The sequence below is a fragment of the Paenibacillus sp. FSL M8-0334 genome, assembly GCF_038000405.1.
GTDB lineage: Bacteria > Bacillota > Bacilli > Paenibacillales > Paenibacillaceae > Paenibacillus_AQ > Paenibacillus_AQ campinasensis.
Genome location: NZ_JBBOCH010000002.1, coordinates 1,737,165 through 1,755,697 on the forward strand (window position 1 = coordinate 1,737,165; position 18,533 = coordinate 1,755,697).

Below are 18,533 nucleotides of genomic sequence, written 5' to 3' on the forward strand. Positions count from 1 at the left end.
AATCCGCTTAGCAAGATGATCCCTTTGGTTCCGGATGCAGCCTGATCAAAAGGGATCATTGTGCTAAGCCGCAGGACAACGAGTCCGCGCTTTATATTGCGATCAGCGAATGAAGGATATATTATATATTACAAATATTAAGAATAATTTGGTGATTTTAATGAGTGCTAATGATCGAATTCCGTTATATCAGCAAATCCAGGAATATATTCGTCACATTATCGAGACGGAAAATTTAAAGCCTGGCGACCGCATCCCGACGGAAAAAGAATTGATGGAGCAGTTCCAGGTCAGCAAAATCACGGTGGCCAATGCCTTGACCGGCCTGGCCAATGAGAAGCTGATCGCCCGGGTCCCTGGCAAGGGCAGTTTCGTGACCGAAGACGCCGATATGCTCGCGGCAGGCCGCTCGAACGGCCAGATGGCTTCAGCAACCGCGACGGCTGTGAAGGTCGGAGAGGAACGAAGCTCACTGGCGCGAACGAAGCTCATCGGCATCATTATGCCGAACATCCAGGACTATTTTGCCATCCGGCTGATTAACGGTATTGAAATGGCTCTCGCTGCCGCGGGATACCGGAGCATGATTATGCTGACCTACAGCAGTCTGGCGAGGGAGAAGGAAGCTATCAAGGAGCTGAAGGCGCTCGGTGCCGAAGGCCTGCTGATCTTCCCTGTGGACGAGGAGAACTACAACGAGGAAATTCTCGGCATGAAGCTGTCCGGATTTCCGTTTGTGCTGATTGACCGGCACTTGCCCGGCGTGGAGACCCATTACATCGCATCTGACGGAAGGCGGGGCGCGAAGCTGGCGGTTGACCATTTATGGGAGCTCGGGCACCGGGAGATCGCCATCTGCTCGGATTCGCCGCTGCAGACCGTTACTGTCCAGGAGCGGATCGAAGGCTATATCGAAGCGCTCAAGGATAAAGGCGCGCTGATCAATCCCGCGCATATGATCACCGACTTCAAGCCGCTGTCCGAGCTGAAGGATGCCGAGGCGCATCCGCTGTATCGCTACATCCGCAATCGAATGGTGACCGCTTATATTTCCCTGAACGGCAGGCTCGGAGTCCAGATATACCAGATGGCCAAACAGGCCGGACTTGAGGTGCCGAGGGATGTGTCGATTGTCAGCTTTGACGATCCGACCTCCATTGTGGAGGAATTCAGCATGTTCACTCATGTGAATCAGTATGAGAAGGATATGGGATTCCGGGCAGCAAGCAAGCTGCTGGAAGTTCTGTCCGGCCACGGCGATATGAAGGGTTACAGCAAAATGCTCAGCGAACCGAAGCTCGTGATCCGGCAGACGAGCGGGCCACGTCCGGAGGAGCCGGAATAATCACGATTTACATCCCTTCCCGATCCAGATCGGGAGGGCTTTTTTATTTGTAAAAATATATTGAATATATTCATTCGGTATATTATATTTTATAGCAGATGGAGCATTTGACATGTCGTTGAATATGTGCTGGAAACGAATGGTTAACGTCAACACCTAGTTATGAGACGTTTACTGCATAGGCAAAGACACGGGAGAGAATACAAAAGAGAAACCGGAGAGGAGAGCCATTATGCCATACGAACCGATTAAAATTTCGTCATTGAAACACATGATTACCGAGCTCCGCGAAGCCATTTACAAGCCGATTGCCGATCTTGAGGTAACAGCCTGGGTCACGCCGGAGCCCGTACCATATGAAGAGCGCATGAGCGGAACACCGCTCAGCCTGACACAAGGGGAGCGTTGGGGCGACCTGTGGGATTGCGCCTGGTTCCGCTTCCAGGGGACAATTCCGGAGCTTGAGAAGGAGGCTCCGACCGTCTTGCTGCTGGATGTGAACGGTGAGCTGTGCCTCGTTGACCGCGAGGGCACGCCGATCCAGGGGCTTACGACCGTCAATTCGGAATTTGATTTCTCGCTTGGACTTCCAGGCAAACGGGTGGTGGATACCCGCAGCTTGGAACTTTCCGGCGGCACATTCGAATTGTGGGCCGATGGCGGCAATAACGATCTGTTCGGGAGGTATCGCGGCGGAACGCTGAAGGAAGCGGTCATCGCCACCTGCCGCGAAGATATACGCAGCCTGTACTATGACGCAGAGGTGCTGCTGGAGACGGCGGAGCATCTGCCGGAGGGAAGCGCGCGGCGGGCGAAAATATTGCAGGCACTGTACGATGCCTCCTTGCTGTTGACCGACATGAGCGAAGACAAGGTCGGGCAGGCGAAGGAGCTGCTGCAGGGGCCGCTTTCCCTGCAGGGCGGAGATCCTGTGCTGCGCGTCAGCGCTGTCGGACATGCGCATATTGATCTGGCCTGGTTGTGGCCGATTCGGGAAACGATCCGCAAGGGCGCACGAACTTTCTCGACGGTGCTCCATATGATGGAGCGATATCCGGACTACATATTTGGTGCCAGTCAGCCGCAGCTGTATGCGTGGATGAAGGAGCATCACCCGAAGCTGTACGCGCGCATCAAGGAGCGGATTGAGGAAGGCCGCTGGGAGCCGCAGGGCGCGATGTGGGTCGAATCCGACACCAATGTGCCGGGCGGTGAGGCGCTGGTGCGCCAGATTTTGTACGGCAAGCGGTATTTCATGCAGGAATTCGGCATGGAGGTCAAGTCGCTGTGGATGCCGGACGTGTTCGGATATACCGCCAGTCTGCCGCAAATTCTTCGCAAAGCCGGCGTGGACTATATGATGACCCAGAAGCTGTCCTGGAGCGAGTACAATCGCCATCCGCATCATTCCTTCCATTGGGAAGGCATCGACGGCTCCAAGGTGCTGACGCATATGCCGCCGGAGGACACATACAACAGTCCGGCTGCGCCTCGGTCCCTGGCGAAAGCGGAGAAGGATTACCTCGATAAAAATGTATCCGAGCACTGCCTGCTGCTGTTCGGCATCGGCGATGGCGGCGGCGGCCCGGGCGAGGAGCATCTGGAGCGGCTTGCGCGGGAGAAGAATCTGCTGGGCCTGCCCCCGGTCAAGCAGGAGCCGTCCTGGCGGTTCTTCGAACGATTGGAGAAGGAGAGCGGCCGTTTCGAGACGTGGCGCGGGGAGCTGTACCTGGAGAAGCATCAGGGGACGTTGACGAGCCAGGGGCGGAATAAATGGTACAACCGCAAGCTGGAAAAGGCGCTCCGTGAGCTGGAATTCGCTTCCGTGCTGGCCGCGTCCGCTCTCGGGCATTCGTATCCGGCGAAGACGCTGGAGAGAATCTGGAAGGAGGTTTTGCTGTACCAGTTCCACGATATTTTGCCGGGATCGTCGATCAAGCGTGTGTATGACGAGTCACTGGAGCGGTATGAGCAGCTGCTTGGGGAGACCGAGCATTTGATAGAGGAGACTTATCGCAAGCTTTCGGCGCATATCGCCAAGGAGGGGCAGGGCGAGCATGGTCAGCCGCAGATTGCCGTGTTCAACTCCCTGCCTTGGGAGCGCGAGGAATGGGTTCAGACGAGTGAAGGGCAATGGACCAAGGTGCGCGTGCCATCGATGGGCTACGCACTTCTTGCAGAAGAGGCACAAGCGCATGATCCGTCGGAGCGCTTCGGCACGGTGCATACGTCTGCAAGCGAACGGACGCTTCAGAATGAGCTCGTGAAGATCATCTTCGATGAGGAGGGAGCGATCGTCTCCATCCGGGATTTGGCTGAAGACCGGGAGCTGATTGCCCCGGGGCTGAGAGGCAATGAACTGAAGGTCTACCATGATCGTGGCGACGCCTGGGATTTCCGGCATGACTATGCCGTCACCGGCGGAACACGGCTCACGCTGCAGCATATTCGCGAGCATCGCGAAGGGCCTGCCGCTGGTCTGGCATTCGAGTTCCGTATCGGGGAATCGGTGCTCACCCAGACGGTGACGTTGACAGAGGGCAGCCGACGCATTGATTTCCGGACGAAGGTTGACTGGAAGGAGCGCGGCAAGATGCTGCGGACGTCGTTCCCGCTCGATATTCGTACGGACAGCGTCACATGCGAAATCCAGTTTGGCAGCATCAGCAGGCCAACCCATCGCAATACGATGTGGGATTTTGCCAAAGACGAGATATGTGCGCATCAATGGATCGACATGTCCGAACCGGATTACGGTGTAGCGCTGCTCAATGACAGCAAGTACGGCCATCGGGCCTTGAATGGTGTGCTGGATCTCAATCTGCTGCGCAGCAGCTCGTATCCGGATCCCGAAGCAGACCTGGCGGAGCATACGTTCACCTATTCCCTGTATCCGCATGCTGGCAACCATGTCGAGGCCGGCGTATACAAGAAAGGCTGGGAGCTTAACGTGCCGCTTCGGACGATGGACTGCGCTAAAGCTGGACATCCGGCGGAAGCCCAGAATCCGAAGACAGATGCTGTGTTAGCGCCTTCGTTCCTTCAGACCGGCCATCCGCTGGTGATGGTGGAATCGGTCAAGCAAGCGGAGGATAGCGAGGACATCATCCTGCGTCTGTATGAAACATCCGGTACGCGGGTACAGACCGTGCTTCGGGTCGCAATGGCGCTGGAGGAAGCATGGAGTGCCGATCTGCTGGAAAGAGAGCAGGCGCGTCTGGATGTGGAAGAGGATGGGGAACAAGGGGCTTCGTTTGTTCATCTGACCTTCAAGCCGTTCGAAATTCATACGCTCCGGCTGAAGCGGAAGCGTTAAAGTTAACCATGATTCACCGCCCTGCCTGAAAGGAGGTGGGAAACATGATCAAGAGTCGTAAGGAAAGCAGGCGGTGGATCAAACGGGTCTGGCAGCATAAGATGTTCTATTTTTTTATGCTGCCGGGTCTGATCTGGTTTTTTATCTTTTCGTATGTGCCCCTGTACGGGATTCAGGTTGCCTTTAGGGACTATACCTTTAGCGGCGGCTTTACCGGAAGCCCGTGGGCGGGCCTCAAGTATTTCCAGCAATTCTTTAACTACTATCAGTCCGGGGACATCATCCGGAACACGGTCGTTATCAGTTTGCTGAAGCTGCTTATCGGCTTTCCGATGCCGATTATTCTCGCGCTCCTGCTGAATGAGGTGCGGAAGATCCGATTCAAGAAAACGATTCAGACCTTATCGTACTTGCCTTACTTCGTATCCTGGATCGTCGTCGTTACGCTGATGCAGCGATTGCTGACACCTTATGGCGGGCCGGTCAATGAACTGCTGGGCGCCTTCGGGGCGGACCCGATTCAATTTTTGAACAATCCAACCTGGTTCTATCAGATAATTGTAGGTTCTGAAATCTGGAAGAATATCGGCTGGAACTCCATTATTTTTATGGCGGCGATTGCGGGAATCGATCAGCAGCTGTATGAAGCTGCCAAAATCGACGGCGCAGGCCGTTACCGACAAATGTGGCATGTCACGCTTCCGGGCATCCGGAATGTGGCCATCATTCTGTTCATTCTTGCTGTCGGCAATCTGATGAGCGCCGGATATGAGCAGCTTCTGCTCCTGAACGGTCCTGCTACAGCCAGCATCGGCAGTGTGCTCGACGTTCATGCGATCAACTCCGGCATCCGAGAAGGACGATTAAGCTACGCAGCCGCAGTGGGCTTATTCCAAAGTGTCATCGGTCTCATCTTGATCCTGACGGTAAACCGCATAGCCCGGAAAATCAGCGACGTATCCCTGTTCTAAGGAGGTGGCTGACGTTATGAACCGCCGCTGGTCCGTGTTCTCTGTGGTCAACTATACTTTGCTGACGCTTGTCGGCTTTGCCATGATCTATCCTTTCATCTACATCCTGGCTTACTCGCTCAATGACGGGAAGGATTCCATGCAGGGCGCCATTTATTTTTTGCCCCGGAAGTTTACGCTGGAAAACTATGCCCAAGTATTTGACAATGCCCGCATCTGGAAAGCTTATCAAATCACGCTGATGCGAACGGTGCTTGGCACATTCCTGCACGTAACGCTCTGCACTCTGATGGCCTATGCCTTATCCAAACGAACGCTGCCGGGACGTTCCTTTTTTACCTTCTATATTTTTCTGCCGACCATTTTTAGCGCAGGCTTCATTCCATTCTTCATCACACTTCAAAAGCTGCAACTGATTAACACGTTCTGGGTGTACATCTTTCCGTTGCTCTACAACTTCATGCATATCATCATCATCCGAACGTTTCTGCAAGGCATTCCGGAAGAGCTCGAAGAGTCTGCCCGGATCGACGGATATGGCGATTTTCAAATTTTCCTCAAAATCATTCTGCCTTTGTCCGGTCCGGTATTGGCCACAATCTCCTTGTTTATCGGCGTTGCTCACTGGAATGACTGGTTCGCCGGCGCTTACTATGTATCCAATAAAGATCTGATCCCTGTACAGACATTGCTGCAAGAAATGTTGAGTGAAGCGGAAGCGCTCTCAAACTCGATGCAGCGGGCTGCGCAGCAGGGAGGACAGACGGTGGGAAGCGTGAGCGGAGCCGGAGCGACACCGGAATCCTTACGCATGGCCCTGCTCGTTATTACGGTATTTCCTATTCTGTGTATCTACCCGTTCCTGCAGCGATATTTTGTGAAAGGCGTTATGATCGGTTCGGTGAAAGGGTAATATGAAGACTTCAAAACGATATTCAGCGGGGACAGCCCGCTTGGATTACATATTCACTTCCGGGAGGGGATTGAATTGACGAAGATTTGGCATAAAGGGGCAGCGGCGCTGATCGCGACCGTATTGCTCGGCGGACTGCTTGCCGGCTGTACAGGTTCGGGCAGTGACAATCGGCAGGACGGAGATTCCTACAAACTGAAAGTATTGCACAACTGGAACGGATCAACCGGCTCTGACCAAGGGATTACACCGATTGAAGAGGTAATCCGGGAGAAAACGGGCATCACCATTGAATGGGAGTACACGAAAGGCAGCGAAGCAGAGAAGGTGAACACGATCTTCGCCACGCAGGATCTGCCGGATATCTACACCGGTCCCGCTTGGGGCGGTGAACTGGATGGCATCATTAAAGCTGCGAATGAGGGACAGCTCGTTGATATCTCCGATAAGCTTGCCAACTATCCGAATTTGCAGAAATCGATTGCGAAGGAGAACGTGCCGCCAGCGTTGTATGAGAAAGCGTTTGACGCTTTTGACGGCAAGCAGTATTTGCTGCTGCAAAACCAGCCGGCGACGAACGAGGACGGCATGGATTGGCTGTACGGCTTTTACGTCCGCAAAGACATTGCCGAGGCCGTTGGTGTCGATCCGCAATCGGTAGTCACGAAGGATGATTTCTATCAATTTTTAAGAAAGATCAAGGATGCCAACCTGCAGGAGAACGGTCAGCCAGTGTTTCCGCTAGGCGGGTTCAGCAATGGCTGGGCGGTGGGCATCGGCAACACGATGTTTTTTGGCAGCAACTATGTAGACCGGGGCGACGGCAACCTGGAACATGTTTTCTTCAGACAAGAGTATGAGGAATATACGCTGTTCTATCGCAAGTTGATTGAAGAAGGTCTGCTTGATCCTGAGGTATTCACACAGACGGATCCGATTGCGAAGGAAAAGATCAACCAGGGCCGAATTGCGGTGCTTGCCGCTCATTATCCGGCGATCTTGGACGCTTCTAAAGAGTATGTCACAGCCAATCCTGGTAGCGATTACATTCCGCTTGGACCGCTGGATCGCGCGGGAGCCGCACCGGATCGTCCGGTCGACCTGGCCATTCAGGGCAACAACGTGACCGCCATTACGAAGAACTGCCAGGGCGAATGCGTGGATAAAGCGCTTGAGCTGCTTGATTTCCTGGCTTCGGATGAAGGATTCCTGCTGACGAGATACGGGGTTGAAGGGGTTCACTGGGAAATGGTCGATGGGACACCGAAGCCAGTTCAGGAGTGGTTTGACAAGTTTGCGGAAGACGCAAGCGGCAAGGAGCGCAAAAATGTCGGGATCGGCATTGGTTTGGAATCGCTTACAGGGCTCGATCGGATCAATTCTGCCGCAGGCGGCGATATATGGGCAGATCAGAAACGGACAGAGGCGATGGAGAACGCTCGCGCCATTCTCCGTCCGAACGGAATACAGGTGATCAGCGCTTATAATCCGGGCGATGTAATTACCAAATCTCCGGATTGGGAGATGCTCAAGCCTTCGCTGGACCGGACCGGTGATGCCTGGACGGAGGCGGTGTTTGCCAAATCCGACGAAGCCGCACTGCGCATCCTTAACGATCTGCGGGATCAGATGAAGAAGACGGGCTATGACAATGCGATGGAATATGTGAATGAAAATCTGAAGGGCAAGGAGGTTGTAACGCTGCAGATGCCGAACTGACGGGCAGAAGCAGCGCTCCCATCCAGCATTACACCTGAAACGCCGGGCTTAAACACCGCGCGCTGGGAGCAGCGCGCGGTGTTTCGCTGCATAACAGCGGTCGGTCGACCACATGCGCCCAGCCCGTATCAACCCATTTGGCTTAGCGCCACGCTCTATCCAAAATGTGACATATGACAGGCTCTAGCTCGGGAAAGGTATGATACAATACGAGCAATAATCGGTTAAAGCGAGGGATAATGATGACCAACACACTGCCGGCTTCAGATGACATCATTCGGCAGTTTAATAACCCGGCTGCTACCTATCGGCCGCAGCCTTTCTGGTTTCTGAACCATAAGCTGGAGCGGCAGGAGCTTGAGCAACAGATTTCAGCGATGCATGAGCAAGGGGTTGGGGGTGTGGTGTTGCACGCCCGTCACGGCATGCAGGCGGAATATCTGTCGTCTGAATTTATGGATGCGCTGTCTTTTTGCACCGAGGAATGCCGCAAGCGCGGGATGGACGTCTGGCTGTACGATGAAGACAACTGGCCAAGCGGAACGCTTGGCGGCAAACTGACCCGGCAGCATCCGGAGTACCGGATGCGCTACCTAAGGATCGAAGAGCGGCGTTACAGCGCTGCTGACTGGCCGAAACCGCTGACGCTTGATTTTCAGCCGTATGATCACAATGAGCTGATTGCGATCTTGGCCTACCGGGCAGAAGAGCAGGGCGGAGAGTGGCTGCTGCATCCGGAGCCGCTTCGAATGACGGAGCAGCTAGGCGATGTCTGGACCCCTGGAAGCGAAGGCGATTATGTCGTGCTGGCCTGCTGGTCATGCGAGATTGCGGAGGGGATGACTTTTGCCGGAGGGTACTACCTGGACACGCTCAATCCCGAAGCGGTGCAAACCTTCATCCGGCTCTCCTATGAGCCGCTGCTGCAGCTTCAGCAGCATTATAGCTCCACGATCAAGGGGGTGTTCACCGATGAGCCTGGTCTGATGATTCATGACGGCTTCTTCGGTGTAGAGGCCATCCGGACGGAGGTTCGCGATGTGGAGGCCACGCTGCCCGGGATCGTGTTCGCCTGGACGCGGGGAATGGAGGAACGCTATCTGGCCGATAACGGCGTCGATCTTATCCCTCTGCTGGGGGCGCTGCTTTATCATTTGACGGACGGCAGTCTGACCGCAAGACAGCAGTATTATGACACGATCACCCGCTGGTATGTCGAAGGATACCATGGTGCGATCAGAGAATGGTGCGAACGCAATGGCCTGCTGTATATCGGACATACGCTGGAAGAGCCGGTGTGGGGTCAGGCACGCTCTCAGGGAAATCAGACACGGGTGCTTCAGCAGTTCCATTATGCTGGTGTGGATTACTTGACCGCCGGTATCGGCAGTAAAGATAATCCACACCGGATCGTTTCGGTGAAAACAGCAGCCTCCGTAGCGCAGCTGGAAAACAAGGCGCGCGTTATATGCGAGTCGTTCGGGGCGAGCGGCCATGCGTACTCGATGCGACAGCGGAGACTGGACGCCAATTTCATGGCATTCTTAGGCGTGAACCTGTTCATTCCGCATGCGTTCTACTATTCATTTGCCGGTTATCGGAAGACCGATTTTCCGCCGACCGAGTTCAAGCATGCGCCCCACTGGCCGCATTATCGTGCCTTTGCCGACTACATTGGACGGCTAAGCCTGCTTGGAGCCCGGACAAACAGAAGCCCGGAGGTGCTGCTGCTCTCTCCGATCCGGACCGTGTATCAGGATATGTTCGCCTCCGGCGTATCGGAGCGAAAGCCCAATGCGGATACGCTGTTCCAGCTGCTGTCGGATCGGCTGCTGCGCAGCGCGATCGATTATGACTATGTCGATGAGTGTCAGCTGGCAGTTGCCGACATCATCGGCAGGGAGCGGCCCGGATTCCGATTCGCCGAGCGCGGGGGCACCTACCCGCTTCTGGTGCTGCCATGTATTCGCGTCATGTCCCGGCAGCTTGCCGTCAGGCTGCTCTCGTTCGTTCAATCAGGCGGGACGTTGATTGCCGTCGGAACCATTCCGCAGGACAGCGAGTCCCAGCATAACGATCCGGAGCTGAAGCGCGTAATGGAGCAGCTGTTCGGGGAAGGCGGTCATGGCGATCGCCGCTTCATCGGGGATGGAAGCACGCTCTTTTACTCCCTGGAGCAGGCCAAACGCGATAACCAGGATGCGGATCCGCTCGAAAGCTTGTGCGCGCTGCTCAAGCCGTTGCTGAAGCAGCAGCCGCTGTTCTCCTATACGATGCTTGAAGGCGGATTGGAGGATCTGATTGTCGTAGAACGAGGGGAGTCTGGCAGGCGGTATGCGTGGATGATGAATTGGTCGGAGCAAGAGGTTGCGATCCGGCTTGATCATCGACAGGAGAAAGGCGCGGCCGGCGAGAGGATAATCGAGGAATGGCGGCTGGAGCATGGTGATGTGCGCGCTGTGCGTAATGATGCGGTTTTGACCTTTTCGCCCGGGGAACTGCGAGTCTTCTCCATGAAGGAGCGCGAGGATACGGTTGATGACGGAGGAGAAGCTGGAAGTAAAGCCGATTCTTCAGGAACCGCTGCCCTCCGGTTCGACAGGAGCGATGTACTTGGAATGCCAAGAAGGGCGGGGGAGCGCAGCAAGGAGATCCAGCTGGAGCCATTGTGGCATTACGAGGCGGATCAACCGAATGTGCTGCTGCTCGACCGCTGGCAGGTGACCTTGAACGACCGGCAATCGAAGATGAATGCAACGATGCCCGGTCAGGTCAACACCTATCATACAACCTTCCATATGACAAAAGAGCTGATCGAATGGCTTAACGCCCGTTCCGAAGCTCCCGGCCGATCACCATCGCGCCACCGAGGGGTGGAACTGGTCCTGGATGACGTGCATCAGAATGTTCCTTCCCATATCGGCTTTCTTCAGCGGCGCCGAAATCTCGAAATTTTCGTGAACGGTGTGCGTCAGCCTGCACTGGGGCCATCTTCCTGGCAGGACCCTTACTATCACAGTGTCGAGATTACGTCTAGCCTGCAGTCGGGGTTAAATGAACTCGAGATATTGACGGTATCCCTGCTGGAGCCGATGCCGGCGATCTCCTTCCCCGCCTTCCTGATCGGTCCGTTCGCTGTTCATGGAACGGCATTGACCGTGGAGCCGAGGCAGGTCGCCGGCGAATGGTGTGCGGAAGGTTATCCTTTCTATGCCGGAACCGCCTGCTATTCGCAGCAGCTGAAACTGCCAAGGCCGGGGATAGAAGAGCAGGTATGGCTGGAGGTTAATGATATTCGCGAGACGGCGCGCCTCTTCGTGAACGATCAGGATGCCGGCATCAGGCTGTGGCCCCCGTACCGGTGGGATATTACACGGTTTATTGGCGAGGGAATGGAAGAGGGGGCATCGGAAGCGGTTACCCTCAGAATACAGGCAGCCAATACGCTGGAGAATCTATACGGTAAGCGGGCGCTGCCTTCCGGCATCACCGGCTCGTCGCGGATCGTATACATGGAAAGGGACCGGATTGAACGGTCTATGGAACGGGATTGAGCGCACAATGACTCGACGTCAAATAGAAGCGCATGGATGAACCACATGAATGAACCGCATGAATGAACCGCATGAATGACACATGAAAGGAACCAAGGAAGAAAACATAGCATGATGCATGCAAGATGCATGAATATATCCCCTGAGTGAACGCATGAATGAAACCAAAACGAAGCTTAAATTAATCCTTGGTTATGCCATAGAGAGAGCCGATCAGTCAGGTGACGTTGACCGTCCCTGACTGATTTTTTTGGGTTCAGATTCTCGTCATTTTCCGCCTAACATGCCGTTTCCAACACGGGATGTAACAAACAAGGGAATTCCTTCTATACTGCACAATTAATAACATTGACAACCCCTGAACAATCGATTAGTATTTCCATAACTTATTAAACCAACCTTATAACTTAGGTTTAAAGCAACCTGAACGGAATGCGATCAGGGGCAACATTTATTTATTATGTTAAGCGCATGGCATATGATTCAGCATCGTATCTGTGCGACAACGGGGGGATTGTCATGAAGGCATCAAAGTTAGGGCTATTATCATTGATTCTTGTTCTGCTGCTTGCAGCTTGCGGCAGTAATGAAGGAACGAACGCAAACCAAGAAGGAAATGCCGACAATGAATCGGCGGAAGCGAAGGAATACAGGGAGGAGCTGAACATTGCAATCACCGCCCAGCCTCCTACGCTCGACACGCCAATGACGGTATCGGCTGTTGCACTGGATATTGCGGGCAACATCTTCGAGCAGTTGTATACGTTGAATGCGGAGTATGAGCCAGTGCCAGCTCTTGCGGAATCCGTCGAACGCAGTGAGGACGGGTTGACCTATACGTTCGCGCTGCGTCAGGGCGTCAAGTTCCATAACGGGAAAGAGATGACGTCAGAGGATGTTGTGGCCTCGATGAATCGCTGGCTGGCGACTTCATCCCGCGCGAAAGTGCTGCTGACAAATGCCAATTTTGAAGCGGTAGACACCTATACCGTCAAGCTGACGGTAGAAGCACCGACGTCCGATGTGCTGATTCTGATCGCTTCACAGGCTCAGTTCCCGGCCATTATGCCGAAGGAAATCGTGGATGCTGCTCCGGCAGACGGAATCAAGGAATACATCGGTACTGGTCCTTACAAGTTCCAGGAGTGGAAGCAGGACCAGTACATTCACCTGGTAAAGAATGAGGAATATCAATCGGTGGACGGCGAACCGAACGGCTTTGACGGACGCAAGGAAGCACCGACCCCGAATCTGTATTTTCATTTCGTAACCGACCATTCGACACGGATTGCAGGCATCAAGACAGGACAATATGATGTCGCTGACAGCATTCCGATTGAAAACTATGATGAGCTTGATATGGATAACAATGTGACGCTGCACGCGCTTCCGGGCGGCGCACTGACGGCATTTTTCAATACCAACGAAGGGCCGCTTGCAGACGAGAAGATTCGTCAGGCTGTTCTCGCCGCCTTTGACAACGAAGAGATCATGCTGGCGAGCTTCGCTAAACCGGAGCTGTATTCTCTTGCACCTGGTTATCTGAACACGAACCAGGTTCAATGGTCCACGGATGCGGGGGCCGAGTATTACAACCAGGCGAATCCGGAAAAGGCGAAACAACTGCTTGCAGAGGCGGGATACAACGGCGAAGAGATTACGCTGCTGACGACCAAGGATTACAACGAAATGTACACGGCGACGCTGGTCATCCAGGAGCAGCTTCGCAAAATCGGCATGAATGTCAAAGTGGATAACTTTGATTTCCCTACATTCCTGGAAACGAAGAATGACCGCAGCAAATGGGACATCTTCGTGGCGAGCACCGGGTATCAGCTCACGCCGCCGCAGCTGCTTGCCGTAACGCCGGACTGGGCTGGTCTGGATCATGAGACGGTCAAGCAAGGCCTGGCCGCCATTCGCGGGGCAGCAACGCCAGAAGAAGCGAAGCAGGAGTGGGAGAAGCTGCAGCTCTTCCTGTACGAATATGCTTCCTCTACGGTAATCGGGCATTACAACGGGGTTGTGGCGACATCCAAATCACTTGAAGGCTTTGAACTGTTTGAAGCACCTGTTGTCTGGAATGCCAAAATACCGAAGTAAATGGAATAGAGGGTGTTCCAAGTTACTCTGTTAACTGGCAGCACCCTCTTTCTTTTGCCATTATAGTTTCATAGACCATCTATAAAATGAGGGATTGCCCGTGCTGGCTTATATAACCAAAAGACTGTTGTCGCTTATTCCTGTACTGGCTGTTGTGAGCATTGCCATCTTTCTGATCATCCATCTGACGCCGGGTGACCCGGCAGCGGCCATATTGGGAATGGAAGCTTCACAAGAAGATATTGAGCGGCTGAATGAGGAGCTGGGACTGAACCGTCCGATTGTGGAGCAGTACACCAGCTGGATCGCCAATGTGCTAAGAGGGGATCTGGGGGATTCGATATTCATGCATCAACCTGTCAGCGAGGCGATTGCCGAGCATATGCTCCCGACACTGTCGCTGGCCATACTGGCCCAGATTATCGCTGTTGTGCTGGCGATACCGTTCGGCATTATCGCGGCTTACAAAAGGGGCTCACTTGCGGACTATTCCCTGACCGGACTGTCGCTGCTCGGGATGGCCTTGCCGAGCTTCCTGCTCGGGCTGTTCCTGATGCTGTTTGTCGGCGTCAAGCTCCAGTGGCTGCCGGTGGCCGGCTATGCGCCCTTAAGCAGCGGCTTCTGGGAGCATCTGAAGTATTTGATCCTTCCAGGCATTTCGCTTGGAACGATCCAGGCGGCACTCATTACGAGAATGACCCGCTCCTCCATGCTGGAGGTGCTAAACCTTAATTTCATCAAGACAGCCAGATCCAAAGGTCTGCATGAGATGAAGGTATTGTTCAAATACGCGTTCCGGAGCGCTTTCCTGCCGATCTTGACCGTCATCGGGCAGACGTTCGGAACACTTGTGACCGGGGCCGTCGTCGTGGAATCGATCTTTAATATTCCGGGCCTGGGGCAACTGATTCTGAATTCGATTGCCCGGCGGGATTTTGCCGTCATTCAAGGCGTCGTGCTGGTGGTCACGCTGATGTATGTTACGATCAATCTGTTGGTCGATCTGTTATATGGCGCTGTCGATCCTCGCGTTCGCCTGGATCGCAAGAAGTGAGGTGAAGAGGATGGCAACGATACAGAATAAAGAGCAAATCGCAGAAGTAAGCAAAAAGCTGAAAAAAGAGCAGCGCACACTCGCTTTCCGTCGTATTCGCTCTAATTACGGATTGTTGATCGGCGCTTCGGTGCTGGCGATTCTTATTATATTGGCCGTGTTCGGTCCGATGCTCAGCCCCTATGATCCGTATGAGATGAAGGTCGTGGAGCGCTTATCCGAACCGGGTGGCGCCCATGTGCTGGGAACGGACGAATTCGGACGAGACCTCATGACCAGGCTGTTATACGGAGCCCGGGTATCGCTGGGCGTCGGGCTGGCGGTGGCGCTCATCTCCTCGTCACTGGGACTGATCATCGGGGTGTATGCTGCGTATTATCGGACACTTGATCACATTCTGATGCGTATCTGTGACGGACTGATCGCGATACCCGGGATTCTGCTGGCCATCGCGCTGATGGCAGCGCTCGGCGCATCTGCGCTCAATGTCATTATTGCGCTGACAATTGTGTTCACCCCGAATATTGCCAGAGTGGTTCGTTCTTCGGCGCTGGTCGTCCGGGAGCAGACGTTCATTGAAGCGATGCAGGCGCAAGGAGCAAGCGCCACCCGGATTATCTGGCTGCATATCGTGCCGAACACGCTGTCTCCGCTGCTTGTACAGGCCACCTTCGTGTTCGCGGAGGCGATTATATCCGAAGCGGCGCTCAGCTTTCTCGGCGCAGGCATTCCGGCACCGGAACCAAGCTGGGGCAATATTTTGCAGGCAAGCAAGCTGGTTATTTTCAAGGCCTGGTGGATGGTTGTGTTCCCTGGCGCAGCGGTAGTATTATCCGTCCTCAGTCTCAATCTGCTGGGCGATGGCTTGCGTGACCTGCTCGATCCTCGCGTCAAGCAGAAACAGAGTAAATGATGATTTATAGAGCTTGGAGGTATTGATATGAGCGAAGCGCCTCTATTGGAAGTCAAAGATCTGAAAACCCATTTTCATACCGAACGCGGGAAAGTAACGGCGGTCAACGGCGTCAGCTTCTCGATGCACAAGGGCGAAATTATCGGCATTGTCGGTGAATCCGGCTGCGGAAAAAGCGTGATGTCCCAGTCGATTCTGCGTTTGCTTGATCATACGGATAGCATTGCCTACGAAGGGGAGGTTCTGTTCGAGAACGAGAATTTGCTGGAGCTGCCGCTGTCCAAGCTGAGAGCGATCCGCGGTGACGATATCTCGATGATCTTCCAGGACCCGCTCACCTCTCTGAGTCCGGTGTATACAATCGGGAATCAGATTATGGAAGTGATACGTCTCCACCAGAAAAAATCCAAACAGGAAGCTTACCAGCAGGCGATCGACATTTTGCGGTTAACCGGGATCCCGTCACCGGAGATTCGGGTGAACGAGTATCCGCATCAGCTGTCCGGTGGCATGCAGCAGCGCGTCATGATTGCGATGGCGCTGGCTTGTGAGCCGAAGCTGCTTATTGCCGACGAGCCGACTACGGCGCTCGATGTAACGATTCAGGCACAGATTCTGGAGCTTATTACCGATCTGAACGAACGGCTCGGCATGGGCGTGCTGTTCATTACGCATGATCTGGGTGTCGTATCCGAGCTGTGCACGGGCGTTAAGGTTATGTACCTGGGACAAATTGTGGAGGAAGCGGACACGAAAAGCCTGTTCGACAAGCCGCTCCATCCCTATACACAAGGACTGATCCAATCGATTCCCAAACTGGACGGAGACCGCAATGACAAGCTGCATGTGATTGAAGGAACGGTGCCTTCTCTGACGGATGTTCCGAAGGGCTGCGGTTTCTCAACCAGATGTCCGTTTGCAGATGAGAAATGCCGGTCTGAAGAGCCGCCGATGAGGCACGCCGATGAACAACACAAGGTCAAATGCTGGCATTATGCCTCCATAAACCGGCTGGAGGGGAGTGAAACCACCCGTGACTCAATCAACTGATCAAGCCATTCTGCGCGTCCAATCTCTGCATAAGCGATTCCCGGTCTATGGATCCTTTGGCAAGCTGTTCGGCACCAAAGCCCATGTCAATGCCGTCACCGATGTCTCCTTCGAGCTGTCTGAAGGTGAAACCTATGGGCTGGTCGGCGAGTCCGGCTCTGGCAAGAGCACGACCGGGCGTACAATATTGGGGCTGACACCTGCAACTGAAGGCCAGGTGCTGTACGGCGACCGGGAGCTCAATGCGATGACCAAGGACGAGCTGAAGAAATTCCGCAAGGAAGTACAGCTTGTGTTCCAGGACCCGTATTCGTCCTTGAATCCTAGAAAGCGGATCGGCAGCATTCTGGAGGAGCCGCTGATCATTCATAAACTGGGGAACAAGGAAGAACGCCAGGAAAAGGTGTTCCAAATTCTGGAGACGGTAGGGCTGCGGCCGGAGCATGCTTTTCGGTTTCCGCATGAATTCTCGGGAGGACAGCGCCAGAGACTCGGCCTCGCCAGAGCGCTGATCATGAATCCTAAAATTATCGTTTGTGATGAGCCGGTCTCCGCACTGGACGTCTCGATCCAATCGCAAATCTTGAATCTGCTGAAGAAGCTTCAGCAGGATATGAAGCTAACCCTGCTGTTCATCACACATGACATCAGCGTGGTACGCTATATATCAGATCGCATCGGCATTATGTATCTAGGCAAAATTGTGGAGGAGGCACCTACAGATGATTTGTTCCGTGAACCGCTGCACCCGTACACCCGGGCTTTGTTCTCGGCGGTGCCGGATTTCGGACGCAGCAGGCTAAAGGAGCGAATCATTCTCAAGGGAGAGATTCCATCTCCGCTGGCGCTGCCTAGCGGCTGTGTATTCCACACCCGCTGTCCTTGGGCAACCGAGCTGTGCCGGTCAGAGACACCGCCGCTGCGGGAAATCATGCCGCACCACAAAGCGGCCTGCCATTATGCCGCACCCGGTTATTTCAACACGGAACAACCTATTGAAAAGGAGATAGAAGGATGACAACATTAAAAATCGTAAACGGTCAGGACCATATTTATAACGGAGCAGGCATGCAGCTTGTCGGCACACACAGCCCGGATCTGGATGGCGGATTGAATCCAAGGGAACTGCTGGAGGCTTCCCTGGCCCTCTGCATCTCCATCTCTCTTCAGAAGATGATGGCGTTCGACGGGGTGAAGTATGATAAAGACTCGATTCATATTGAAGTGACGTCCACGAAGGATGAGGACCGGAGAAAGAACCGTTTCGCTCATTTTCACGTGACGGTTGCGTTGCCGCCTACTTTGGAGCCGGACTACAAGGAAAAGCTCAAGACCGTCGTCGAGCGGGCATGCACCATCAGCAATACGTTGAAAGGCGAAGCTGTCGTTGAATTGGTAGAGCGGGGATAGGAGAAGGGGCCTAGGTCGTGACCTGGAGCTGAATAGCACCTAAGATTCACCGTCATCTTGCTTGAATATGCGTATTTACACTCGCATGCTGCCGTTTGTGGATCAATCATCCTGTTTTCAGCGGCAATGACCATTTTTTTTGTGAGGCATTAGGAGGAATTACACCACTTTTTGTCGAATGAGTA

12 protein-coding genes are annotated in these 18,533 nt (G+C 54.0%); all 12 read left to right on the plus strand.

Translation table 11 applies throughout. The features are described 5' to 3' along the window. Positions 1–160 precede the first annotated feature (160 nt). The 12 genes from MKX64_RS22015 to MKX64_RS22070 all read left to right on the plus strand — a co-directional run bounded on the left by MKX64_RS22015 (position 161) and on the right by MKX64_RS22070 (position 18,348). Complete coding sequence (locus MKX64_RS22015; RefSeq protein ID WP_341037415.1) at positions 161–1,345, plus strand: GntR family transcriptional regulator; 1,185 nt, start codon at positions 161–163, stop codon at positions 1,343–1,345. Positions 1,346–1,577: 232 nt separating this feature from the next. Then, positions 1,578–4,661: an alpha-mannosidase gene (locus MKX64_RS22020; RefSeq protein ID WP_341037416.1), complete on the plus strand. Its 3,084-nt coding sequence runs from the start codon at positions 1,578–1,580 to the stop codon at positions 4,659–4,661. A gap of 44 nt (positions 4,662–4,705) precedes the next feature. Beyond that, positions 4,706–5,632 carry an ABC transporter permease gene (locus MKX64_RS22025; RefSeq protein WP_095266081.1) on the plus strand — a complete coding sequence of 309 codons (927 nt, stop codon included), beginning with the start codon at positions 4,706–4,708 and terminating at the stop codon, positions 5,630–5,632. A gap of 16 nt (positions 5,633–5,648) precedes the next feature. Further along, positions 5,649–6,545: a carbohydrate ABC transporter permease gene (locus tag MKX64_RS22030; protein ID WP_095266082.1), complete on the plus strand. Its 897-nt coding sequence runs from the start codon at positions 5,649–5,651 to the stop codon at positions 6,543–6,545. A 75-nt stretch (positions 6,546–6,620) separates the two neighbouring features. Then, positions 6,621–8,264: an extracellular solute-binding protein gene (locus tag MKX64_RS22035; RefSeq protein WP_095266083.1), complete on the plus strand. Its 1,644-nt coding sequence runs from the start codon at positions 6,621–6,623 to the stop codon at positions 8,262–8,264. 239 nt (positions 8,265–8,503) lie between these two features. Continuing rightward, positions 8,504–11,818 (plus strand): glycosyl hydrolase, encoded by a 3,315-nt coding sequence (locus tag MKX64_RS22040; RefSeq protein ID WP_341037418.1) that lies wholly within the window; start codon positions 8,504–8,506, stop codon positions 11,816–11,818. A gap of 519 nt (positions 11,819–12,337) precedes the next feature. After that, on the plus strand, positions 12,338–13,921 hold the full coding sequence (locus MKX64_RS22045; protein ID WP_341037419.1) for an ABC transporter substrate-binding protein: 1,584 nt from the start codon (positions 12,338–12,340) through the stop codon (positions 13,919–13,921). Positions 13,922–14,021: 100 nt separating this feature from the next. Then, positions 14,022–14,975: an ABC transporter permease gene (locus MKX64_RS22050; protein WP_095397206.1), complete on the plus strand. Its 954-nt coding sequence runs from the start codon at positions 14,022–14,024 to the stop codon at positions 14,973–14,975. Positions 14,976–14,985: 10 nt separating this feature from the next. After that, the gene (locus MKX64_RS22055) at positions 14,986–15,888 is read left to right on the plus strand and encodes an ABC transporter permease (RefSeq protein WP_095266087.1); all 903 of its coding nucleotides are present in this window, start codon (positions 14,986–14,988) and stop codon (positions 15,886–15,888) included. Positions 15,889–15,915: 27 nt separating this feature from the next. Further along, positions 15,916–16,938: an ABC transporter ATP-binding protein gene (locus tag MKX64_RS22060; RefSeq protein ID WP_095266088.1), complete on the plus strand. Its 1,023-nt coding sequence runs from the start codon at positions 15,916–15,918 to the stop codon at positions 16,936–16,938. Further along, positions 16,922–17,956, plus strand: coding sequence for an ABC transporter ATP-binding protein (locus MKX64_RS22065; protein ID WP_095397205.1), 1,035 nt, complete (start codon positions 16,922–16,924; stop codon positions 17,954–17,956). The genes MKX64_RS22060 and MKX64_RS22065 overlap by 17 nt, the downstream gene beginning before the upstream one ends. After that, positions 17,953–18,348, plus strand: a complete 396-nt coding sequence (locus MKX64_RS22070; RefSeq protein WP_095266090.1) for an OsmC family protein — start codon at positions 17,953–17,955, stop codon at positions 18,346–18,348. The genes MKX64_RS22065 and MKX64_RS22070 overlap by 4 nt, the downstream gene beginning before the upstream one ends. Positions 18,349–18,533: the final 185 nt, after the last annotated feature.